Source organism: Burkholderia sp. Bp9031 (assembly GCF_003857965.1).
GTDB lineage: Bacteria > Pseudomonadota > Gammaproteobacteria > Burkholderiales > Burkholderiaceae > Burkholderia > Burkholderia ambifaria_A.
The window spans coordinates 13,706-37,020 of sequence record NZ_QTPW01000033.1 but is presented as its reverse complement, the minus strand read 5'-3'; the positions used below and the strand labels follow the sequence as shown (position 1 = coordinate 37,020).

The window sequence follows — 23,315 nt, the reverse complement described above, 5'->3', positions numbered from 1 at the left end:
CGCTAAACGGTCAGGCCGTGTCGCGGAAGGTTGAGTAACCCGCTATTTCTCGAGAAGCTCGAAGAAAGGTGAGCGTAAAATGTCAGATGTAATGAAGCAGTTTCAGCTGAACTCCTATCTGTTCGGCGGCAATGCTTCGTACGTTGAAGAACTGTACGATGCATACCTCAACAATCCGGCATCCGTGCCGGAGAACTGGCGAGAGTATTTCGACGCGCTGCAGAACGTGCCTGCAACGGACGGTTCGAATGCCAATGACGTCGCCCATTTCCCGATCGTCGAATCGTTCGCCGAGCGTGCGAAGGCCAATGCCTTCATCCCGCGCGAAAGCACCAGCAATCTGGCTGCGGCACGCAAGCAAGTGCACGTCCAGTCCCTCATCAGCGCCTATCGCTTCCTCGGCTCGCAATGGGCCAATCTGGATCCGCTGAAGCGTCGCGAACGTCCCGCCATTCCCGAGCTCGAACCCGCGTTCTACGATTTCTCCGAAGGCGACCTCGACCAGACGTACAGCGCAAGCAACCTGTACTTCGGTTTCGACCAGGCTTCGCTGCGTGACATCGTCAAGGGTCTGCGCGACACGTACTGCGGCACGATCGGTGCCGAATACATGTACATCAGCGACCCGGAACAGAAGCGCTGGTGGCAGGAGCGCCTGGAGTCGATCCGCGCGACGCCGAACTTCTCGGCAAACGAGAAGAAGCACATCCTGAATCGCCTGACGGCCGCTGAAGGCCTCGAGCGCTATCTGCACACCAAGTACGTTGGCCAGAAGCGCTTCTCGCTCGAAGGCGGCGAAAGCTTCATCGCGGCGATGGACGAAGTCGTCCAGCACTCGGGCAAGCGCGGCGTGCAGGAAATCATCATCGGCATGGCCCACCGTGGCCGTCTGAACGTGCTGGTCAACACGCTGGGCAAGATGCCGGCCGACCTGTTCGCCGAATTCGAAGGCAAGCACGTCGACGACCTGCCGGCCGGTGACGTGAAGTACCACAAGGGCTTCTCGTCGGACGTGTCGACGGAAGGCGGCCCGGTTCACCTGTCGCTCGCGTTCAACCCGTCGCACCTCGAAATCGTGAACCCGGTGGTCGAAGGTTCCGCGAAGGCGCGGATGGACCGTCGCGGTGACGAAGACGGCCTGCAGGTGCTGCCGGTGCAGATCCACGGCGACGCGGCCTTCGCCGGCCAGGGCGTCGTGATGGAAACGCTGAACCTCGCGCAGACGCGCGGTTACGGCACGCACGGCACGCTGCACATCGTCATCAACAACCAGATCGGCTTCACGACGTCCGACCCGCGCGACGCGCGCTCGACGCTGTACTGTACCGACGTGGTCAAGATGATCGAAGCGCCGGTGCTGCACGTGAACGGCGACGATCCGGAAGCCGTCGTGCTCGCGATCCAGATCGCGATCGACTACCGGATGCAGTTCCACAAGGATGTCGTGATCGACATCGTCTGCTTCCGCAAGCTGGGTCACAACGAGCAGGACACGCCGGCCGTCACGCAGCCGCTGATGTACAAGAAGATCGCGCAGCACCCGGGCACCCGTGCGCTGTACGCAGAGAAGCTCGTGCAGCAGGGCGTGATCAGCGCGGAAGACGCCGACAACTACGTGAAGGCGTACCGCAAGGCGATGGACGACGGTCACCACACCGTTGATCCGGTCCTGTCGAACTACAAGAGCAAGTACGCGGTCGACTGGGTTCCGTTCCTGAACCGCAAGTGGACGGATGCAGCCGACACTGCCGTGCCGCTCGCCGAATTGAAGCGCCTTGGCGAACGCATCACGACGGTTCCGGAAAACTTCAAGGTTCACCCGCTCGTCGAGCGCGTGATCAACGACCGCCGCAACATGGCGCGCGGCGACCAGCCGCTCGACTGGGGCATGGGCGAACACCTCGCATTCGCGTCGCTCGTCGCGTCGGGCTACTCGGTGCGCCTGACGGGCCAGGACTCGGGCCGCGGCACGTTCACGCACCGTCACGCGGTGCTGCACGACCAGAACCGCGAGCGCTGGAACGACGGTACGTACGTGCCGCTGCAGAACATCGCCGAAGGTCAGGCGAAGTTCACGGTGATCGACTCGGTGCTGTCGGAAGAAGCGGTGCTGGGCTTCGAATACGGTTATTCGACCGCCGAGCCGAACACGCTCGTGCTGTGGGAAGCCCAGTTCGGCGACTTCGTGAACGGCGCGCAGGTCGTGATCGATCAGTTCATCTCGTCGGGCGAAGTGAAGTGGGGCCGCGTGTCGGGCCTCACGATGCTGCTGCCGCACGGCTACGAAGGCCAGGGTCCGGAACACTCGTCGACCCGTATCGAGCGTTTCCTGCAACTGTGTGCCGATCACAACATGCAGGTCGTTCAGCCGACGACGCCGGCGCAGATCTTCCACCTGCTGCGTCGCCAGATGATCCGTCTGTTCCGCAAGCCGCTGATCGTCGCAACGCCGAAGTCGTTGCTGCGCCACAAGGAAGCGGTGTCGGACCTGTCGGAACTCGCGAAGGGTTCGTTCCAGCCGGTGCTGGGCGAAACCGACGGCGGCATCGACGCGAAGAAGGTCAAGCGCGTGCTGGCGTGCTCGGGCCGCGTGTATTACGACCTCGTCGCACATCGCCGCGAAGCGAAGGCGAACGACGTCGCGATCATCCGTATCGAGCAGCTGTATCCGTTCGCGCACAAGCAGTTCGAAGCCGAAATGAAGAAGTACGAGAACGCGACTGAAGTGGTCTGGGTGCAGGACGAGCCGCAGAACCAGGGCCCCTGGTTCTACGTCGAGCACCATCTGAAGGAAGGCATGAAGGAAGGGCAGAAGCTGGCATACAGCGGCCGTCCGGCTTCGGCCTCGCCGGCGGTTGGCTACTACGCGAAGCACTACGAGCAGCAGAAGGCCCTCATCGAAGGTGCTTTCGGCCGCTTGAAGAGCGCATCGATCGCGAAATAACCGACGGAAGCGAAACGGGAAGGCGCGTGGCGCTTTCCCGTCTCTTTTGGCCTGCCGGGCGCGTTGCGCGCCGCACCGGCCGAAGGAGTCGCACGAACCTCGTCATTACCCAGATTAAGCATCCAGGAAAATCACATGGCTATCGTAGAAGTCAAAGTCCCCCAGCTTTCGGAGTCGGTTTCGGAAGCCACCATGCTGCAGTGGAAGAAGAAGCCGGGCGAAGCAGTCGCTCAAGACGAAATCCTGATCGAACTCGAGACCGACAAGGTCGTGCTCGAAGTGCCGGCACCGGCCGCGGGCGTGCTTGCGCAAGTGCTGCAGAACGACGGTGACACCGTGGTCGCCGACCAGATCATCGCGACGATCGACACCGAAGCGAAGGCCGGTGCTGCCGAAGCAGCGGCAGGCGCCGCCGAAGTGAAGCCGGCGGCAGCGCCTGCTGCAGCCGCACCGGCAGCACAGCCGGTTGCCGCAGTTGCATCGTCGGCAACCGCATCGCCGGCCGCAGCCAAGCTGCTGGCCGAGAAGGGCCTGTCGGCAGGCGACGTCGCAGGTTCGGGCCGCGACGGCCGCGTCACGAAGGGCGATGCGCTGGCCGCAGGCAGCGCACCGAAGGCCGCTCCGGCCGCCGCACCGGCGAAAACCGCCGCTGCGAAGCCGGCGCTGCCGGAAGTGAAGGTGCCGGCGTCGGCAGCGACGTGGCTGAACGACCGTCCGGAACAGCGCGTGCCGATGTCGCGCCTGCGTGCGCGTATCGCCGAGCGTCTGCTCGAATCGCAGCAAACCAACGCGATCCTGACGACGTTCAACGAAGTGAACATGGCTCCGGTCATGGAACTGCGTAACAAGTACAAGGACAAGTTCGAGAAGGAACATGGCGTGAAGCTGGGCTTCATGTCGTTCTTCGTGAAGGCGGCCGTGCACGCGCTGAAGAAGTTCCCGCTCGTGAACGCGTCGATCGACGGTAACGACATCGTCTATCACGGCTACTTCGACATCGGTATCGCGGTCGGTTCGCCGCGCGGCCTGGTCGTGCCGATCCTGCGCAATGCGGACCAGCTGAGCCTCGCCGAGATCGAGAAGAAGATCGCCGAATTCGGCCAGAAGGCGAAGGACGGCAAGCTGTCGATCGAGGAAATGACGGGCGGTACGTTCTCGATCTCGAACGGCGGCGTGTTCGGCTCGATGCTGTCGACCCCGATCATCAACCCGCCGCAGTCGGCCATCCTCGGCGTGCACGCGACGAAGGAGCGCCCGGTTGTCGAGAACGGCCAGATCGTGATCCGTCCGATCAACTACCTGGCACTGTCGTACGACCACCGGATCATCGACGGCCGCGAAGCAGTCCTGTCGCTCGTCGCGATGAAGGATGCGCTGGAAGATCCGGCACGCCTGCTGCTCGACCTGTAAGCCAAGTCTCACCGCATTGATCCGCTCGGCACGCTCGCGTCTACGCGCGAGCGTGCGGGTGTACAAGTAGAAAGGATTGTCATGTCCAAGGAATTTGACGTCGTCGTGATCGGCGCCGGCCCCGGCGGCTACATCGCCGCGATTCGCGCCGCGCAGCTCGGCAAGACCGTTGCCTGTATCGAGAAGTGGAAGAACCCGGCCGGCGCGCTGAAGCTCGGCGGCACCTGCCTGAACGTCGGCTGCATCCCGTCGAAGGCGCTGCTCGCGTCGTCGGAAGAGTTCGAGAATACGTCGCACCACCTGGCCGACCATGGCATCACGGTTGACGGCGTGAAGATCGACGTCGCGAAGATGCTCGGCCGCAAGGACGCGATCGTCGAGAAGATGACGAGCGGTATCGAGTTCCTGTTCAAGAAGAACAAGATCACCTGGCTGAAGGGCCACGGCAAGTTCACCGGCAAGACCGACGCCGGCGTGCAGATCGAAGTGAGCGGCGAGGGTGAAGCCGAAGTCGTCACCGCGAAGAACGTGATCATCGCGACGGGCTCGAAGGCGCGTCACCTGCCGAACATCCCGGTCGACAACAAGATCGTGTCGGACAACGAAGGTGCGCTGACGTTCGACTCGGTGCCGAAGAAGCTCGCCGTAATCGGCGCAGGCGTGATCGGCCTCGAGCTCGGCTCGGTGTGGCGTCGCTTGGGTGCCGAAGTGACGGTGCTCGAAGCGCTGCCGGCGTTCCTCGGCGCAGCCGACGAAGCGCTCGCGAAGGAAGCGGCCAAGCTGTTCAAGAAGCAGGGCCTCGACATTCATCTCGGCGTGAAGATCGGTGACGTGAAGACGACCGCGAACGGCGTGTCGATCGCTTACACGGACAAGGACGGCAACGCGCAGACGCTCGATGCCGACCGCCTGATCGTGTCGGTCGGCCGCGTGCCGAACACCGACAACCTCGGCCTCGAGGCAATCGGCCTGAAGGCGAACGAGCGTGGCTTCATCGACGTGGATGACCACTGCCGTACCGCAGTGCCGAACGTCTACGCGATCGGCGACGTGGTGCGCGGCCCGATGCTCGCGCACAAGGCGGAAGACGAAGGCGTGCTGGTCGCGGAAGTGATCGACGGCCAGAAGCCGCACATCGACTACAACTGCATTCCGTGGGTGATCTACACGTACCCGGAAATCGCATGGGTCGGCAAGACGGAGCAGCAACTGAAGGCCGAAGGCCGCGAGATCAAGTCGGGCAAGTTCCCGTTCTCGATCAACGGTCGCGCGCTCGGCATGAACGCACCGGACGGTTTCGTGAAGATGATCGCCGACGCGAAGACCGACGAACTGCTCGGCGTGCACGTGATCGCGGCGAATGCGTCGGACCTGATCGCGGAAGCCGTAGTGGCGATGGAGTTCAAGGCGGCGTCGGAAGACATCGCCCGTATCTGCCACCCGCACCCGTCGATGTCGGAAGTGATGCGCGAAGCGGCGCTCGCCGTCGACAAGCGCTCGCTGAACAGCTGAGCGCGGTATAGTGCCGGCCGGCCGTCGGCCGGCGCAGCCGTCTCATGACGAAGGCGGGCGGGGGTTTTCCGCTCGCCTTCGTTTTTTCCGGTTTGCCCGATGAACGTCACCGAATACTACACGCGCGAATTGACCACGCGCGGCTATCAGTCCGATCCCGCCCAGCGCGTGGCCGTCGATCGCCTGCAGCACTGCTTCGACGAGTGGGTCGACTACAAGGCGCGCCGCTCGAACGCGTTCAAGAAGCTCATCAATCATCCGGACCTGCCGCGCGGCGTCTACATGTGGGGCGGCGTCGGCCGCGGCAAGAGCTTCCTGATGGACAGCTTCTACGCGGTGGTGCCCGTGCAGCGAAAGACGCGCCTGCACTTCCACGAATTCATGCGCGAAGTGCACCGCGAACTCGAGGAACTGAAAGGGCAGGCCGATCCGCTCGACGAGCTCGCGCGACGCATAGCGAAGCGCTACCGGCTGATCTGTTTCGACGAATTCCACGTGTCGGACATCGCGGACGCGATGATCCTGTACCGGCTACTCGATCGCCTATTCAACAACGGCGTGCAGTTCGTGATGACGTCCAATTACGATCCCGACGACCTGTATCCCGATGGCCTGCATCGCGACCGCATGCTGCCGGCGATCGCGCTGATCAAGCAAAAGCTCGACGTGCTGAACGTCGACGCGGGCGTTGACTATCGCCAGCGCACGCTCGCGCAGGTGCAGATGTATCACACGCCGCTCGGTGCGGATGCCGATCGCGAACTGCGTCATGCATTCGCGAAGCTCGCCGCGGTGCCGGACGAAAGCCCGATCCTGCATATCGAGAAGCGCGAGCTGAAGGCGTTGCGCAAGGCCGACGGGGTCGTTTGGTTCGATTTCGCGACGTTGTGCGGCGGCCCGCGTTCGCAGAACGACTATCTCGAGCTGGCCAGCCGTTTTCACGCGATCGTGCTGTCCGAAGTGCCGCAGATGTCGCCGCGCATGGCGTCCGAGGCGCGGCGCTTCACCTGGCTCATCGACGTGCTGTACGATCACAAGGTCAAGCTGCTGATGTCCGCGGCGGTGCCGGCGGAGCAGTTGTACGTCGAAGGGCCGATGGCGAACGAGTTCGCACGCACGGTATCGCGGATCGTCGAGATGCAGTCAAAGGAGTATCTCGAAACGCCGCGCCGCATCGTCGATACTTCGTTGACCTGATCGCGGTCTTCGGCAGGTGGCGGCTTCAACCGTCAATTCCGGTCAAATTCTGGCGATCTCCGGGCATTTTCGGACATGTCTTATATTCATCGTTGAGGCCAGCCGATATCGTTGTGTCATGGTTCCTAAGGCTGGAGATGTCCATGACACCGTATCGCGATCTGACAAACCACGAGTGGCACTGCGTCGTGCCGCTTCTGCCCGAAATGCAGCCGCGCACCGAGTTGCGCGGCCGACCGTTGGCCAACACCCGCGCGGTCCTGAACGGCGTACTCTGGGTCATCTATAGCGGTGCGACGTGGTCTGCGATGCCGCGTCGTTACCCTTCGTACCAGACATGCCATCGCCGCTTCAAGGTCTGGCACGAGACCGGCACGTTGATGCAGGTGATGCGCGAGCTGTATGGCGACGTAGGCGCGAATCTGTGCAACGAACTGTCCACGCGGATGCGCAAGCATGCGCAATCGAAAGCGGCCGAGGTGAGGAGTGCCGCAGCGCCGGTATATCGTGCACCGGGCGGCTATGCGTCGGACACGCTGAAGCACGCAGCGTGATGTCGTTCGATTTCATTCACGCCCACACCAAAACAAAATCGGCCTGACGACGACGTCGCAGGCCGATTTTTCATTGCGTCGAGCGTCGCGTTATTGTGCGCGAACCCAGGTCTGCGATCGGCCGAGCAGCGATACGCCGATGTAGCCGCGCACGACGAGCTTCTGGCCGCCGTCCTCAAGCGACATCTTGCACTTATAGACCTTGCCGTTTTCCGGGTCGAGAATGTTGCCGCCGTCCCAGTGGTCGCCGTCCTTCTTCATCGCCTTGATGATCGTCATGCCTTTGATGAGCTGATCCTTGCGCTCGTCCGTGCATGCAGTGCAGCGACGATCGGGCGTGTCGTTGGCGCCGAGGCCCTTGACGACCTTGCCCGACAGCGAACCGTCGCCGTCGTCGGCGATCTGCACGAGTGCCTTCGGCTGATGCGTGTTGTCGTCGATGGTCTGCCACATGCCGATGGGGTTATCGGTCTGGGCGAACGTGGGGGCGGCGCAAGCGAGCAAGGCACTTGCGACAGCCAGTGCGCGCAACGGGCGGGTCAGTTGAATCATCGTCTTCCTCCTTGTTTCATGTCGTGTTCGATGCGCCCGCACGACCGTCTGCATGGGGCGGTCATGTTGCGAGCTTTGCCAGAATACGTGAAACCGCGCGCTGCGTTTGATAGAGGGGACTCTAATCGAAACAGCCCGCAAGACACGGACTGTTTGGTGACTGATCAGTTGAGCTGATACGAGAATGCAGCATTCACGCGCGGGCTGCGCGATGCGCTTTCAACCGGTGCATCGCCGACAGGCTTCGCGATATTCAGGTCGAGACTGTAGTAGCGGCTGTCCGAAAACCGCACGCCGATACCGACCGACGACAGGCGGCTCGGCGACGGCGTGCCCGTGTGCAGGTATACGCGCGCCATATCGTATGCGATGTACGGCGTAATCGACTTCATGTACGTCCAGCCCGGCGTGAAGCCGCGGTTCACCTCCAGCGACATGCCCCAGCCCGAGTCGCCCGACGTTTCGCCAGGCTGGTAGCCGAGCGCGTAGCGCGTCGAACCGAACGAGATTTGTTCCGACGTCGGCAGTGAGTCGGGGCTGTACTGGCCGGTCAGCGAGACCGACGTGCCGATCTTGAACGGCCATTCGTTGGTCTGCGTGAAGGTCGCGCCGGTGCGCACGAACGTCAGCGAGATCGGGCTGTCCCCCGACGTCGTGTTCGAGCCGATCGTAATGTCCTGCGATTTCGACGCGCCGAGAATGTTGAAGCCCTTCGCGACGTTGACGCTGAGTTTCTGTACCTGCTTGGCCGACACGCTCGTGTAGTCGAGCTGCATTTGCAGCACGCGTACCTGCGATCGCGTGTCGATGCTGTTGCCGGTGATCTTGTTCTGGTAGCGGTCTTCGTTGTGCGACGCATAGCCCGACACGGTGCCGAGCAGGCTGCGCTGGTTGTTCAGCAGCAACGGATAGGATGCCGAAAGACCGAGTTTCTCGTTCTTGACTGTGCGCTCGACGGTCGACGGCAGGCCCGGGTTGTCGGTCGGCTTGCCGCGATACGTGCTGGCGTCGAGGCGTGTGACCAGGCCGCTGCTGCCGACCGGCACCGCGCCGCTGAATGCGACGTAGGTCTGCTTGTCGCGTCCGGGCGGCACCAGCGCGGAAATGCTCAATTGCTCGCCGAACGAGGTGAGGCCGTTCTCCGTTGCGGTGATGAGTCCCTGGACGCCCGGGTGATTGAAATCGATGCCGGTGCTGACGTTGAATGCCTTGCGGTCGACGGCCAGTTCGAGCGTCGTCGCACCGTCGGTCGTCTGCGGCGGTGGCACGTTGGCCTTCACCGTGACGCCGGGCAGGAGGCCAAAGGTATTCACGTAGCGTTCGAACGTCGCGCGGCGCAGCGGGCGATCGGCCGTGATGTGCGCGGCGATCGCGCGGATCTTCGATTCCATCGCGCCGGGTTTGCCGGTGACCTTGACGTCCGACACGTAGCCTTCGACGACCGTGACGCGCACGACGCCATTCTCGAACGTCTGCGCGGGAATGAATGCGAACGACAGCGCATAGCCGCGATCCTGGTACAGCTTGGTCACGCCGTTGGCGGTTTCGATCAGATCGCCGATCGTGATGTCCTTGCCGACGAGGGGCGTGAAGCGACGCGAGATTTCGTCGAACGGCACCGACTTCACGCCTTCAACCTGGAACGTCCTCGGCGTGAGGTGCCGCGACAACAGTTCCTGCAGTTGCGGTGCCTGTGGCGCGACCTGCACGGTGACGCTCGGGCCTTTCTTCGGCGCGTTGATCTGGGGGAGGGAATCGAGCGGGTTGCCCGCCGCGCGCGTCTGTGCGTGTGCCGTGCCTGCTGCCGCGATGGCGAGCAGCATCATCCATCTGTCGAGTCTGGATTTCATTGTTCTTCCTCGTAGGCCTTGTTTTTCGTCTTCTTTTCTAATGCGGGCGCGCAACACCGAGGTGTCGCGCCGCGTGCCGCATTGTGCCGGTTGTGTCTGTACGGCCGCGCCTCCCGCTCCGGCTGCAAAGGCGCGACCGTCCTCCTTCTTACTTGCCAACGCTACCCAGCGTGCCCAACAGTCCCGTTACCGGTGCCAGGAGACTCGTCGAGTTGCCAGACGATGCCGTCCCCGACACGCCGCCGATGAGCGACGTGACCGGCGCGAGCGGACTCGACGAAGCCCCGGATCCTGCTGCACCGCCGACTGCTCCGGTGACAGTATTCAGCAAACCGGTGACAGGCGCGAGTGGGTTTGCACCGCCCGTGCCACCCGTTGCGCCACCGAGTGTGCCCGTCACCGTCGACACGAGGCCCGTGACCGGCGCGAGCGGGCTGCTGCCGCTCGAACCGCCGACGCCGCCCAGCGCGCCGGTGACCGTCGAGACCAGGCCGGTGACCGGCGCGAGCGGATTGCCGCCCGAGTTGCCCGTTGCACCGCCAACTGCGCCCGTGAGCGAACCGAGCGGCGTCGCGCCGAGACCGGACAGCAGGCCGCCGAGCGGATTGGTCGAACTGGAGCCCGACGACGAACCGTTCTGGACGGTAGTCGTCGAGCCGCCGACGAGGCTCGTGATCAGGCCGGGGATCGGTGCCGCACCGTTCGGGCCGTTGGGGTTCACGAGGCCGCCCGCGTTGGTGACGGTGTTGCCGACCGTGGTGACGAGCTGGCCGACATCGCCGACGAGCGGCTGATTCGACGTGCTGCCGACCTGCTTGCCTGCCGAGCTGATTGCGCCGCCAACCTGGCCGAGCAGGCCCGACACCGGTTGTCCGAGGCCCGTGGTCGTGCCGACCTGCTGCGTGACCTGACCCGCGGTAATCACCAGCGGCGTGATTGCCGAACTGAGCGGCTGCGTTACTTGCTGCACGGCACCCGACGACAGCGTCGAGCCGATCGTCGTGCCGGCGGCCCCGAGGCCGTTGGCTACGGTGTCGAGCACGGTGCCGACCGGCGTCGTCACCGGGGCGAGCGGCGCGAGCTGCCCCGTGCCGAGTGCCTTGACCGTCGAGCTCAGGCCGGACACGGTGTTGCTCGTCGCACCGACGACATTCCCGAGGCCGGCGACCGTCGTGCCGACCGGATCCTTCGTTGTGCCGATCTGTCCCAGGCCGTTGCTGACAGCATCGACGGCTGCGCCGACGATCGTGCCGGTGCTGGCCAGGGTGCTGCCGACGCCCTTTGTCACGCCGTCGCCGAGGCCCGGCACGCTGATGTTGCCGACCGTGCTGCCGAGATCGGTAGCGGTCTGGCCGACCGTGCTGATGACGCCCTTGGTGCCGGTCGTCGTACCGCTGGTGCCGCTCGTGCCACTGGTCCCGCTCGTGCCGCTGGAGCTGCCGCCGTTGCTGCTGGTCGGCGGTGTGCTCACGCTGTTGCCGCCGCATGCGGCGAGCAGGCAGGCTGCTGCGAAGGCGGTGAGTGGTACGCGCCACTGGCGCGGGGCGGCCGTCGTAATGGAACGTTGCTGGGACATAAAGGACTCCTTGCTGTCTTGTCGATGAATGGATGCCTGATTACTTGCCGTGCGTGCCGCCGAGCAGGCCGCCGATCAGCGACGTGACAGGCGCGAGCGGATTCGAACCCGAGCCCGAGTTCGTGACGGCGCCTGTGGTGCCGCTCAATGCCGGTACGCCGACCGTGCTGGTGACAGCGGAAACCGCGCCCGTCACGGGAGCGAGCGGGTTGCTGCCGCCGGTGCCCGTTGCGCTGCCGAGCGCACCGGTGACCGTGGAGACCAGGCCCGTGACCGGGGCGAGCGGGCCACTGCTGGTGCCGCCAGTTGCGCCGCCGAGCGTGCCGGTGACCGTCGTGAGGAGGCCAGTGAGCGGCGCGAGCGGGTTGGTCGCGCCGCCGGTGCTGCCCGTCAGCAGGCCACCGACGGTCTTCACGGTATTACCGGTCGACGAGACGGTGTTGCCGAGGCCGGTCGTGACGGGGTTGCCGCCCGTCGATGCGATCAGCGCGCCGCCCTGGTTCGCGCCGTTGCCGATCGTGCCGAGCAGCATGTTGACCGGGGCGCCGAGGCCGGTGGCCGTCCCGATCGTTTGCGTCGTCTGGCCGACCATCGTCGTGATCGGCGTGATCGCCGAGCTGACCGTCTGCGTGACTTGCTGGATCGGGCCGGTCGACAGCACGTTGGACAGCGTGGTGCCACCGTTCGATACCGCATTGCCGACTTGCGTCACGAGGCCGCCGACCGCGCCGGTGACAGGGGCGAGCGGCGACAGGGGGCCGCTGCCGAGGCTCGTGACCAGGTTGCCGGTCTGCGTGACTGCGCCGCCGAGCTGGTTCACGACACCGCCCGTGCTGGCGACCGTGACGCCGACCGGGTCTTTCGTCGCGCCGAGCTGGCCAAGGCCGTTGCCGAGGCCATTGCCGAGCGCCGTTACCGCGCCGCCGACGTTCTGCACGATGCCGCCTGCCGCTTGCGTCGTGGCCGGGTTGACGCCGGGCAGCGACTGGCCGGCGATCACGGAGCCGAGGTTCGACGCGGTGCCGCCGACATCCGTGATGAGGTTGCTGCTGCTTGCGAGGACCTTTCCCACCGCGTTCGACGACACACCGGAGGTGCCGCTTGTGCCGCTGCTCGTTCCGCTCGTCGTCCCGCTCGTCGTCCCGCTGGTGCTGCCGCTCGTCGAACCGGACGTGCTGCCGCTGGTCGAGCCGCTGGTGCTACCCGAGGTGCTGCCGCTCGTCGAACCGGACGTGCCGCCCGAGGTGCCGCCACCCGACGTGGAGATCGAGTCTCCACCGCCGGCGCTCGAGCCGCCGCTGAGCCCCTTGCTGATGGACCCGGAGCCGCCGCATGCGGAGAGGGAAAGCATGGCTGCCACGGTGGCCGCGATCATAGTCGTCCGGAGCGTGCCATGAGGGATAACCTGAATGTCCATTTCGTCCTCGCATTGAAGCTGATGTTGTGTTGAGTGATGCGGGGATTACTCTGCAACTGTCGTGCCATTTCGATGATCGATGATCCGACGATCGGTTTTAAACGCGGCAATTCCTTGTCGGGAAAGGAGTTTGTGTAATTGAAAGATTGTTGAGATTGTTTAAAAAAGGTCGAGCGAGAACGGTTTCGGCCGTTTTGTAACGTAACGTCACATCATTGGCGTTACGCGTGCGGCGTAACGTAGGGCTGATAAAGACCCTGCGAGTGGTCCGGTTTTTTTACTGGTGGATTAGGCGTGCACATCTAACCTATCGTAAGTCCTATGTGTAAGTCGTACCGAAACGCCGTACAAGTGCGCTGTGCTCCGGAAATTTTTTTCGATTCATTCTTAAAAGAGGTTGGAATTCAAATAGGATCGGATATAGAATCCGGAGCAGATGTAAGCAAATGTACAATTCGGTACACTGCGTTCGAGGAGGGCACTATCGCGAATGTTAACTTGCATCAAATAGTGATACATGCCCCTCGGGGTGACATATAAAGAAAGCGCACTCGGTTGTCGTTATACAGGTGTAACGAACGACGCGGGGCAAGGGCCGGATATGCGGGGATGTACAACGTATAAAAGGCCAAAAAACGTACATACAGGCACGAGGAATTAAAAAATGAAAGCACTCATCAAGCGCTTCCTCAAGGAAGAAGACGGGGTTACCGCGATCGAGTATGGGCTGATTGCGGGTCTTATTGCCGTGGCAATCATAGGTGCCGTTTCGGGGTTGGGCACCGATCTCAGCTCCACATTTACCAAAATTGGTACCTGCATGACGACGCCAAGCAAGGACTGCTGGGGCACGTAAAGCACGGATCTTTATTGTCGTCTTTCGACTCGGGGCGGGCGGATAGTCTCAGTGATTCGCCTGCTTTTCTGGTTGTGGTCGGTTGCGGCGTCATGACACGTCTTGTTTTCATTGGGGTATTTCTGATCTGGACGATACTCGTTTCGGTCAGCGATATCCGTTTCCGGCGTATTCCAAATTCGCTTGTTTTGGCGGGGCTCTGCGGTGGGATGGGCGGTGCTTTTCTAAACGCAAATCCTTTCGCTGTCTCCCCAATGCAGGCGCTGATCGGCATGTTGGTCGCGCTAATCGTGTTTTTCCCGCTGTTCTTGTCGCGCGTTATGGGCGCTGCAGACGTGAAAATCTTTGCCGTGCTTGGCACGTGGTGTGGCGTGTATGCGCTGCTATGGCTGTGGGTTATCGCGAGTTTGGCCGCGGGTGTTCATGTACTCGTTTTGATTCTGCTGGCGGATGCACCGTTCGGGGCACTGTGGCGGCGTGGTACGCCCGCGATGGCGCTCGGCGGTCGGCGGGCTACGCCTTACGCAGCGTTTCTCGTACTGCCTGCTGCCGCATGGCTTTTGCATCTGATGCTTGTAAGGGGAACGTGATGGCCCGCTGGCAGCAAACGCGCCAATCCTGCAATTGGCGACGGCAACGGGGGGTAGCGGCAATCGAGTTCGCATTCGTATTTCCGCTGTTCTTTCTGATTTTTTACGCGATTGTCACGTTTGGGATGATTTTCGTCATTCAGCAGAACTTGACGTTCGCGGCGTCCGAAGGTGCGCGCGCCGCCTTGAACTACACGTCGTCGCCATGCGACCGCTTGAAAGTGGCAGCTGCTACCGCTTGCACGGCGATCAATGGTGGCAACACGCCGTGGGGAAAATTCGCGACCGTTGCCACGCAGGTGAACGGGGCGGGGGCGACGACGGCGGCGAATTGTGATGCGTCGTTCACGCCATCGTCACCGGATTCCTGCAGCACCACGTTTACGCCATCGTCAACATCCACGTTCAACGTGATGGTGACGATGACGTACTCGTACGCGGACAAACCGCTGATCCCGTGGCTATTCATATTCTCGGCGCCCCAATTGCAGAGCAGTGCGACGGTGCAAATTTCGCCGAACTTTCTTTGATATGCATGAACGTTCCGTCTTTCCCAATATAAACGTAGTCCCTCGACCGTCCGCACGCGCCAGAACTTGACTCCGGCATTCCAATACCAACATGGCCAACAATCTGACAAAGATCATCGCGGGGTTGCTGATTGCAATCGCTATTCTGCTCGGAATTTATGCATGGATGCTTGGGCGCAGTACGTCGCGTCCACCTCCTGCACAACAGGCCGTCGCCTTGAACCCGGTGCCGGTGGTCATCGCGACCCGCATACTGCCGGTCGGTCAGCCGATTGCTGCCGATGCATTGAAGGTTCAACCGACTGCTCCTGCGCCGGCTGGTGCGTTTGTCGATCCGGCCCCCCTCGTCGGTCGCGTTCCTGCGAGGGACATTCCGGCGTCGGCGCCGGTCGTGTCGGATGCACTGGTGTCCGGGCTTGCCGAGGACGTTCAGCCAGGCGAACGCGCGATTGCGGTTCGCGTCGATGAGACCAATGCGGTCGGCAACCGCCTGCGGCCCGGCAACTTCGTCGACGTCTTCGTGAACCTGAAGCGGGAAGCGGGCGCGGGGATGCTCGATGGCGAAGTATCGCAGACGCAAGCGAGACTCCTGATGTCGAAGGTGCGCGTGCTGTCGTTCGGCGACGCGACGCCGGAGCGTGACAGCGGCAGCAACACGAACGGCAATAACGGCCAGCCGAGCAACACGCGCATCGCGGTACTCGCGGTACCGACCGCGCAGGTCGATGCACTGACACTCGGTGAGTCGAGCGGCCGGCTGACGCTCGCGCTGCGCAACCCGCGCGACGACGAGCTTGCGACGCAGACGGTAGCGGTGCGCACGGACAACAAGCTGTCGCCGTCGGCGCTTGCCGCGGCCGGCGTTTCGCTGCATCAGCTGTCCGGCACGCCGAGGACCGCCGTGGTCAACGTGAATGTGCCGCCGCTGCCGTCGCGCTTGCCGCTGGCGGTGCGCTCAGGCGGCAGCGGAGGCGGGGGCAACATCGAGGTAATCCGCGGCGGCCGCTCGGAAACGGTTTCGTATTGAACAACATCGATGGCCATCGATATCAGCGACGACAAGTAACGGCCGTGCCACGGTCCAACAAACAATGAAAAACACACTGACTGCATTCGCGATTGCTCTCTGGGCCCTGACATTCGCCTCCATTGCAAGCGCGAGCGGTACGATCGAGCTGGCGGTTGGCGCGCAGCGGCAGATTTCCGCAGGCCGCGCGCTGCAGCGGGTCGCAGTCGGCGATCCGGCGATCGCCGACGTACTGATCATGAAGGGCAGTCGTTCCGGTTCCGTGCTGTTGACCGCGAAAGCGCCGGGTGCGACGAACGTGATGTTGTGGGAACGCGGGCACGACGAGCCGACGGTCTGGAGTGTCGAAGTCGTCGACGCCGCGGCACATGCGGTACTCGACGGTTCGACGCCGCAGGTGAAGGCATACGGCGGGACGTCGGTGCTGCGGGGAACGTCGGCATCGCTCGACGCTCACGAACGGGCCGTCGCGGTCGCCAAGAATATGAGCCCGAAAGGCACGGTGATCGATCGCTCGACGCTGGCCGGCAAGAACGTCGTGCAGGTCGATGTGCGGGTGGTCGAATTCAGCCGCTCGGTGCTCAAGCAAGTCGGCTTCAACTTCTTCAAGCAGAGCAACGGCTTTTCGTTCGGCTCGTTCTCGCCGGGCGGCGTGCAGTCATACAACGGTGGGTCGGGTCCGGGCACGGGGGGATACATTCCGACGCTTGGCGCACCGATGGCGTCTGCATTCAATCTGGTTGTAAACGCAGCGGGACATGGCATCTTTGCCGATCTGTCGCTGCTCGAAGCGAACAACATGGCACGCGTGCTCGCAGAGCCGACGCTCGTCGCACTGTCCGGCCAGAGCGCCAGCTTCCTCGCCGGCGGCGAGATTCCGGTACCGTCGCCGCAGGGGCTCGGCTCGACCGCGATCCAGTGGAAGCAATACGGCGTCGGGCTGTCGCTGACCCCGACGGTGCTGGGCCCGAACCGGATCGCGCTGAAGGTCGCGCCGGAATCGAGCCAGCTCGACTTCGTGAACAGCGTGACGATCAGCGGCGTCGCGGTGCCGGGCATCACGACGCGTCGTGCCGATACGACGGTCGAACTCGGTGACGGCGAGAGCTTCGTGATCGGCGGTCTGATCGACCGCCAGACGATGTCGAACGTGAACAAGGTGCCGCTGCTCGGTGACCTGCCGATCATCGGCACGTTCTTCAAGAACCTGAACTATCAGCAGAACGACAAGGAATTGCTGATCATCGTGACACCGCATCTCGTCGCACCGATCGCGAAGGGGGCGGTATTGCCGGCGACGCCCGGCGAGTTGTCCGAGCAGCGTGACGGGCCGGTCTGGCGATCCTACCTGGGCGGCGCGGCGTCGCCGGATGCTGCACCGGGGTTTTCGAAATGAATGTGAAGCACTGCGCGTTGCGGCACATCGCTATGCCTTGCGTAATCGGGGGTGTTCGACATGAATGCACGGACCCAATCATTGTGTGAACCCGCCGTGACCGACTACTTCGTGTGTGCATCGACAAAGGAAGCGCATGTGCGCTGGCTGGCCGACACGCTGGTGTCGGCCGGTGCGGTCGAGGCAGCATCGCTGGAACCGGGCGTGCTTGCGCAGCGCATCACGGGGCTCAATCCGGCGCTTGTGTTCATTGACTTCTCCGAACGCAGCGATGCGGCGAGCGTCGCTGCTGCCACGGTGCGCGCAGCGCATCCGGGTCTGCCGATCGTCGCGCTCGGTTCGCTCGCACAGCCGGAGAGCACGCTTGCCGCACTGCGTGCCGGCGTGCGCGACTTCATCGACGTGTCGGCATCGACCGAGGATGCGCTGCGGACGACACGCGGATTGCTGTCGCACGTCGGCGAGCCGACGAGCCGTCACGGCAAGGTCGCCGCGTTGCTCGGGGCGCGTGCCGGCATGGGCGTCAGCACGCTTGCCGCGAATCTCGCGGTCTGGTTGCAGAAGCGGGCGCTCGGCCCGGGGGCGACGGGCGGCCCGGACGGCAGCGCGCCGGTTGGTCGTCAAACCGCGCTGATCGATCTGGGCCTGCCGGCCGGTGACGGCGCGCTGTTCCTGAACACGCGCTGCGAATTCCATTTCATCGACGCCGTTCAGAATCTGCGCCGCATCGACCGCACGTTCGTGAACACAGCGCTCACGCGGCACCAGAGCGGCGTCGCACTGACGACGCTGCCGCCGGACCTCGGCGGGCTGCGCGACGTGTCGTATGCGTCGTGCATCGGCTTGCTGAACCGCTTCCGCGCGTTCTTCGACCAGCAGGTCGTGGATCTCGGCGGGTTCTCGAATCGCGAGTTCGTCACGCAGATCGCTGCAGCGGCTGACGAGGCGTGGCTCGTGTGCGATCAGGGCGTCGCATCGATCGTGTCGGCGGCCGACCTGCTCACCGGGCTACGCGATGCGGGTGTCGATACCGACCGCGTCAAGCTCGTGGTCAACCAGTACGATCCCGCTCTGAATCTGATGCCCGGGCAGATCGCGGAGCGTCTCGGCCTGGCGCTGGCCGGCACCTTGCCCGCGCGTCGCGTCGCGATCGGCCATGCCGCGAACCAGGGGCGGCTCATTGTCGATGCGGCGGAGCGCGATCCATATGTCCGCGCACTCGAATCCCTCGCCGCGCGGCTGCCCGGCGTATCGGGCATGGCAGGCGCGTCGCGCGCCACGCCGGGCCTGTCCGTGCTCAAGCGTTTCATTCAACCCTCGTCCAAGCGGTCATAACCGATGGCACACGACATTCAATTCGCCGACGGCACAGCGCCGTTTTCCCAGACGCAGCAGTTCCACGACATCAAGAATGCCGCGCACGAGCATTTGCTGACGCGCATCGAGGAACTGGGCGCCGAGTTCGGCCGATGGTCCCGCCAGGCGATCAATCAGTTCGTCGATCTCGAGATCGACAGCTTCGTGCGCCTGCGCCGCATTCCGCTCAACGAGAACGAGGTGCGTGCGATCGCGGAAGCGCTGACGAAGGAACTCGCGGGCTTCGGGCCGATCGAGGATCTGCTCGCGGATCCGGCCGTCGAGGATATCCTGATCAACGGTTACAACGACGTGTACGTGTCGCGTCACGGGATCCTCGCGAAGCTGCCGGTACGCTTCACCGACAACGCGCATTTGCTACGCATCGTGCGCCGGATCCTCGCGCCGATCGGGCGCCGCCTCGACGAGTCGAATCCGATGGTCGACGCGCGACTGCCCGATGGCGGACGCGTGAACGTCGTGATCGAGCCGCTGTCGATCGACGGCCCGATCGTGTCGATCCGGAAATTCCGCAAGGATCCGCTCAAGCCCTCGGACCTGCTCGGCAACGGCACGTACAACGAAGAGATCGGCGCGCTGCTCGAGGCGGCGGTCGAGGCACGCTGTAACGTGCTCGTGTCGGGCGGCACGAGTTCGGGCAAGACGTCGCTGCTCAACGCGCTCGCATTCCACATTCCGGAGGCCGAACGTGTCGTGACGATCGAGGATACGGCCGAGCTGTCGCTTAATCACCCGCACGTCGTGCGGCTTGAAAGCCGACCGGGCGGGTTCGACGGCACTGGCGTCGTGACGATTCGCGACTTGTTGCGCAACACGCTGCGGATGCGTCCGGACCGGATCATCGTCGGCGAAGTGCGCGGCGGGGAAGTGCTCGAAATGCTGCAGGCCATGAATACGGGCCACGATGGCTCGATGGGCACCGTGCACGCGAGCTCGCCGCGCGAGTGCCTGTACCGTCTCGAGATGCTTGCCGGTTTCGCGGGATTCCAGGGTACCGAGTCGAGCCTGCGTCGCCAGATCGCGAACGCGATCGACTTCATCGTGCAGATAGGACGGCTGTCGAATGGACGCCGCCGGATTCTGTCGATCACCGAAGTGACCGGGCTGTCCGACAACATCATCGCGACGCAGGAACTGTATCGCTACGAAGCGCGCGTGACGCCGGAGGGCGAGGAAGTCGATCACTGGGAATCGTTGGGTATCCATCCGCATTCGCCGAAGCTCGTACGTTTCCGCCAGGCGTTGACGAATAGCGGAATGAGCGGCGGTGGGTTCGGCGGCGGCTTTGGCGGCAGCGGTTTCGGTCGCGGCGGAGGCTTCAATGTATAGCGCGATGATTGGGGTGCTCGCGGTCGCGATGCTGTGCGTGGCATCGGCACTGATGCTGTGGCGACATGCGGAAACCCGGCGCGTGCGCACCGATGCGAAGCGCTTCATCGACAGTCGGCTTGAACCCGGTGCACGTGCGGCCGCACCGGCCGCAAGACCGGTCGTATCCACTGCGTCGCGGACTGTGTCGCCATCCGGTGGCGTGGGCAATGCGGTGTCCCGTGCATTCTGGATGCACGGGTATGAGGTCGCAACCGAGTATCTGGCCAACCTCGTGAATCGTGCCGGGATCGAGGGCGCGCGCGGCAAGGCGATCGTCGCGCTGACCGTGCTCGTCGCGATTGCGGCAATTGCTGGCAGCCGCGGCGGCGCGCTCGCGTGTTTCGCTGCGCTTGTTTGTGGGAGTGCGATTTTCGGCATCTGGCTTACCTCGCGAATCCAGCGGCGGCGACTGAAAATTGTCCGGCAGATTCCGTCGTTTCTCGACGGGATTGTGCGACTGGTGACCCTTGGCAACAGCGTCCCAGCCGCATTTCAGGCGGCACTGCTGACGACGGAGGAGCCGCTGCGGGGGTGTCTCGATCACGTGTCCCGGATGTTGCGTACGGGTGTCGAGATCGATCGCGCGATGCTTCATATCGCGAAGATCTACCGGACGCAAGAATTCGAACTTCTCGGATCGGTGCTGCGCTTGTCGGTCAAGTATGGCGGTCGTGCGGACGTGATGCTCGAACGCATGGCCGTGTTCATGCGCGACCTCGAACAGGCGGAACGCGAGCTGACGGCGATGTCGGCGGAGACGCGGTTGTCGGCGTTCGTGCTCGTGATGCTGCCGATCGCGATCGGCAGTTTTGTCGTGATGACCAATCCGAAGTACCTGGAAGGAATGTGGATTGATCAGGGCGGACGAATGTTCCTCATCTTCGCGTTCCTGCTGCAGGTTGCAGGTAGCGTGTGGTTGTATCGAATGGCTCGACTCAGGTGATGCGATGACGGCAACTCAGATCGGATCGGTTGCTCTGGCGCTCGGTGCGCTGGGCGTGCTGTTGCTTGGAATGATCGCATTGCTGCGCGCGAGCGCCGCGTCGCGTGCCGAACGTGCGCTGGCCGATGCGCTCGACCGGCGTATGGCAGCACTCGAAGCGGCCAAGGTACGGACCGCGGTGGAGGATGGTGGCGACACGAAAATGGTAACGCCCGGCCGCCAGCGCATTGAGCGCCTGCTTGCACGATTGTCGGCGGCGGGGATGCGCTGGCTCGATACCGGGTTTGGCAAGCACATTGTCGCGGAAGAGGACCGACGTATTCTCGAGCAATGCGGCTACGTCGACATGCGCACGCGCGGACTGTTTCTGACCGCGCGGCTCGTTTGTGCGATCGGGTTGCCGCTTCTGTTCGCGATATTCGCCAGCGGACACATGAAGGGCGGACACTGGACGATCGGGATGTTCGCGGCATTCGGGCTCGGCTTCATGCTGCCGAAGCTTTACTTGCGACGCCGTGCTGCCACCCGTCGCCAAAGCGTCGTCGATGAACTGCCGCTGTTCGTCGACATGCTGCGCCTTTTGCAGGGCGTCGGACTGTCGCTGGATCAAAGCCTTCAGGTCGTGACGAACGATTTCCGCGGGATGATGCCGGTGCTGTCGTCCGAGGTCGGAATCGCGCAGCGTCAGTTCGCGGCGGGCCGCACGCGCGATCAATCGATGCAGAGGTTGTCGGGCGGGTTCGACAACGAGGACTTGCGTGCGATTACCCGGTTGATGGTGCAGGTCGACAAGCACGGCGGCGCGGTACAGGAGCCGCTCAAGCAGTTCGGCGACCGGCTGCGCGAGACGCGCCGCGCGATGCTCCGCGAGCGGATCGGTCGATTGACCGTGAAGATGACGGGTGTCATGGTCCTGACGCTGTTGCCCGCACTGCTGATCGTGACGGCGGGGCCCGGGTTTCTGGCAGTGATGCATGCGCTGTCGGCGCATCATTGATGGGTGGAAGGAAAGACGATGAAACGGATCAGCAGGATGGCGAGGCACGCAAGTATGGCGACAGCGGTACTGCTGCTTGGCGCTTGTGCGACCAAGGAAAGCGGGTACGGCGTCGGTGCACAGGCCGAGCGCGCTGCGATGATTCAGGCGGCCGACCAGAAACAGGCGGTGCCGGATACGCCCGCGATGTATCTCGGTTTGGTCCAGCGAATGCAGGTACAGGGTCTCTATTACGCGTCGCTCGCGCACATCGACGCTTACGACAAGGCGTACGGCGTGTCGCCAGACACGATCTTGCTGCGGGCGGATGCACTGCGCATGACAGATCAGCCGGCTGCCAGCGCCGCAGCTTATACGCAGTTGCTGAAGACGCCGCTCGCCGCTCGTGGTTACCGAGGGCTTGGATTGATCGCCGGTGCGGCCGGTGACTTCGGTCAGGCGGTACAGGCACTGACACAGGCGTCCGAGCTCGCGCCCACGGACGCGTCGCTGCTGTCAGATCTCGCCTATGCAAAATTGCGTAACGGCGACGTGGTCGGCGCGCGGGTACCGCTGATGAAGGCGGCGGAACTGGATCAACGCAATCCGAGGATCGTTAGCAACCTCACGCTGTATCTGCTTGCCGCCGGGCGCATACAGGACGCGCAGCGGCTGATGAATCAGCAGCATCTGCAGGCGGATATCCGCAAGGACATCCTTGGCGATGCCGCGAAAATTTCAGCCGCGGCACGCGCGCGGCAGCGTGCGGTTGCGACGCCACCGGTGGTGTCGCGGCACGCCGCGACCGAGCCGATCACGCCGATGGCAAACAATTTCGGCTATGACCAGACCGTGCCGCTGCTGCAACGGTTTGCACAATGAACAGACAGGTGGGGAACGACATGAATAACAACCATCATCGAGCCACGCGCGCGGGGCGGATCGCGGTGCTGGGCACAATCATTTGCATGGCAATGGGCACTGTAGCGGCACATGCGCAACAGAGGACGGCACCAGCCGCATCCGACGTCGATCGTTCGACCAAGGAATGGCTTTCGATGCAACGAGACAATCGCGCGGCGGCACCGACGCAGCCGATGCTCGGCGACGTCGCGTCATTGGTCTATCAACGCTATCTTGATTCGTTCAAGAACAAGATTCCGGATTCGATGAGTACGCAGCTCGGCTCTTCGGGCGGCATGTCGGCTGGCGGGCAGGGCGCTCAGTAGGTTACGTG

At 63.4% G+C, this 23,315-nt stretch carries 20 protein-coding genes; 16 read left to right on the top strand and 4 right to left on the bottom strand.

Annotated elements, in window-relative coordinates:
* Window positions 1-79: 79 nt before the first annotated feature.
* The 5 genes from DIE15_RS30385 (at window position 80) to DIE15_RS30365 (ending at window position 7,617) form a co-directional block, all read left to right on the top strand.
* Window positions 80-2,944, top strand: coding sequence for a 2-oxoglutarate dehydrogenase E1 component (locus DIE15_RS30385; RefSeq protein ID WP_124835093.1), 2,865 nt, complete (start codon window positions 80-82; stop codon window positions 2,942-2,944).
* A gap of 135 nt (window positions 2,945-3,079) precedes the next feature.
* The gene (gene odhB / locus DIE15_RS30380) at window positions 3,080-4,354 is read left to right on the top strand and encodes a 2-oxoglutarate dehydrogenase complex dihydrolipoyllysine-residue succinyltransferase (protein WP_057924322.1); all 1,275 of its coding nucleotides are present in this window, start codon (window positions 3,080-3,082) and stop codon (window positions 4,352-4,354) included.
* Between the two features lie 81 nt (window positions 4,355-4,435).
* Window positions 4,436-5,866 (top strand): dihydrolipoyl dehydrogenase, encoded by a 1,431-nt coding sequence (gene lpdA / locus DIE15_RS30375; protein WP_057924323.1) that lies wholly within the window; start codon window positions 4,436-4,438, stop codon window positions 5,864-5,866.
* A gap of 99 nt (window positions 5,867-5,965) precedes the next feature.
* The gene (gene zapE, locus DIE15_RS30370; protein WP_057924324.1) at window positions 5,966-7,063 is read left to right on the top strand and encodes a cell division protein ZapE; all 1,098 of its coding nucleotides are present in this window, start codon (window positions 5,966-5,968) and stop codon (window positions 7,061-7,063) included.
* Window positions 7,064-7,206: 143 nt separating this feature from the next.
* Entirely contained in the window at window positions 7,207-7,617 is a 411-nt protein-coding gene (locus DIE15_RS30365) for a transposase (protein WP_185734573.1), read from the top strand.
* Window positions 7,618-7,707: 90 nt separating this feature from the next.
* Here DIE15_RS30365 and DIE15_RS30360 read toward each other — a convergent pair whose 3' ends face one another.
* The 4 genes from DIE15_RS30360 to DIE15_RS30345 form a co-directional block, all read right to left on the bottom strand.
* Window positions 7,708-8,169, bottom strand: coding sequence for a DUF2147 domain-containing protein (locus DIE15_RS30360; protein ID WP_057924326.1), 462 nt, complete (start codon window positions 8,167-8,169; stop codon window positions 7,708-7,710).
* 164 nt (window positions 8,170-8,333) lie between these two features.
* Window positions 8,334-10,019: a ShlB/FhaC/HecB family hemolysin secretion/activation protein gene (locus tag DIE15_RS30355; RefSeq protein ID WP_124835091.1), complete on the bottom strand. Its 1,686-nt coding sequence runs from the start codon at window positions 10,017-10,019 to the stop codon at window positions 8,334-8,336.
* A gap of 148 nt (window positions 10,020-10,167) precedes the next feature.
* Window positions 10,168-11,595, bottom strand: a complete 1,428-nt coding sequence (locus DIE15_RS30350; protein WP_124835090.1) for a collagen-like triple helix repeat-containing protein — start codon at window positions 11,593-11,595, stop codon at window positions 10,168-10,170.
* Between the two features lie 40 nt (window positions 11,596-11,635).
* The gene (locus DIE15_RS30345; protein ID WP_124835089.1) at window positions 11,636-13,012 is read right to left on the bottom strand and encodes a collagen-like triple helix repeat-containing protein; all 1,377 of its coding nucleotides are present in this window, start codon (window positions 13,010-13,012) and stop codon (window positions 11,636-11,638) included.
* A 664-nt stretch (window positions 13,013-13,676) separates the two neighbouring features.
* Here DIE15_RS30345 and DIE15_RS30335 point away from each other — a divergent pair.
* The 11 genes from DIE15_RS30335 to DIE15_RS30285 all read left to right on the top strand — a co-directional run bounded on the left by DIE15_RS30335 (window position 13,677) and on the right by DIE15_RS30285 (window position 23,307).
* Window positions 13,677-13,868 carry a Flp family type IVb pilin gene (locus DIE15_RS30335; protein WP_057924330.1) on the top strand — a complete coding sequence of 64 codons (192 nt, stop codon included), beginning with the start codon at window positions 13,677-13,679 and terminating at the stop codon, window positions 13,866-13,868.
* A 92-nt stretch (window positions 13,869-13,960) separates the two neighbouring features.
* A complete protein-coding gene (locus DIE15_RS30330; protein WP_124835108.1) occupies window positions 13,961-14,458 on the top strand; it encodes a prepilin peptidase in 498 nt (165 codons plus the stop codon).
* Entirely contained in the window at window positions 14,458-14,988 is a 531-nt protein-coding gene (locus tag DIE15_RS30325) for a TadE/TadG family type IV pilus assembly protein (protein WP_124835088.1), read from the top strand. The genes DIE15_RS30330 and DIE15_RS30325 overlap by 1 nt, the downstream gene beginning before the upstream one ends.
* A gap of 91 nt (window positions 14,989-15,079) precedes the next feature.
* On the top strand, window positions 15,080-16,015 hold the full coding sequence (gene cpaB / locus DIE15_RS30320) for a Flp pilus assembly protein CpaB (RefSeq protein ID WP_124835087.1): 936 nt from the start codon (window positions 15,080-15,082) through the stop codon (window positions 16,013-16,015).
* Window positions 16,016-16,079: 64 nt separating this feature from the next.
* Window positions 16,080-17,411, top strand: coding sequence for a type II and III secretion system protein family protein (locus DIE15_RS30315; protein WP_124835086.1), 1,332 nt, complete (start codon window positions 16,080-16,082; stop codon window positions 17,409-17,411).
* 60 nt (window positions 17,412-17,471) lie between these two features.
* A complete protein-coding gene (locus DIE15_RS30310) occupies window positions 17,472-18,746 on the top strand; it encodes a fimbrial protein (protein ID WP_124835085.1) in 1,275 nt (424 codons plus the stop codon).
* Window positions 18,747-18,749: 3 nt separating this feature from the next.
* On the top strand, window positions 18,750-20,117 hold the full coding sequence (locus tag DIE15_RS30305) for a CpaF family protein (protein WP_124835084.1): 1,368 nt from the start codon (window positions 18,750-18,752) through the stop codon (window positions 20,115-20,117).
* A complete protein-coding gene (locus tag DIE15_RS30300; protein ID WP_124835083.1) occupies window positions 20,110-21,102 on the top strand; it encodes a type II secretion system F family protein in 993 nt (330 codons plus the stop codon). The genes DIE15_RS30305 and DIE15_RS30300 overlap by 8 nt, the downstream gene beginning before the upstream one ends.
* Window positions 21,103-21,106: 4 nt before the next feature.
* On the top strand, window positions 21,107-22,099 hold the full coding sequence (locus DIE15_RS30295) for a type II secretion system F family protein (RefSeq protein ID WP_124835082.1): 993 nt from the start codon (window positions 21,107-21,109) through the stop codon (window positions 22,097-22,099).
* An 18-nt stretch (window positions 22,100-22,117) separates the two neighbouring features.
* Window positions 22,118-22,960 (top strand): tetratricopeptide repeat protein, encoded by an 843-nt coding sequence (locus DIE15_RS30290; RefSeq protein WP_124835081.1) that lies wholly within the window; start codon window positions 22,118-22,120, stop codon window positions 22,958-22,960.
* A 20-nt stretch (window positions 22,961-22,980) separates the two neighbouring features.
* A complete protein-coding gene (locus tag DIE15_RS30285) occupies window positions 22,981-23,307 on the top strand; it encodes a DUF3613 domain-containing protein (protein ID WP_057924339.1) in 327 nt (108 codons plus the stop codon).
* The last annotated feature ends 8 nt before the right edge of the window (window positions 23,308-23,315 follow it).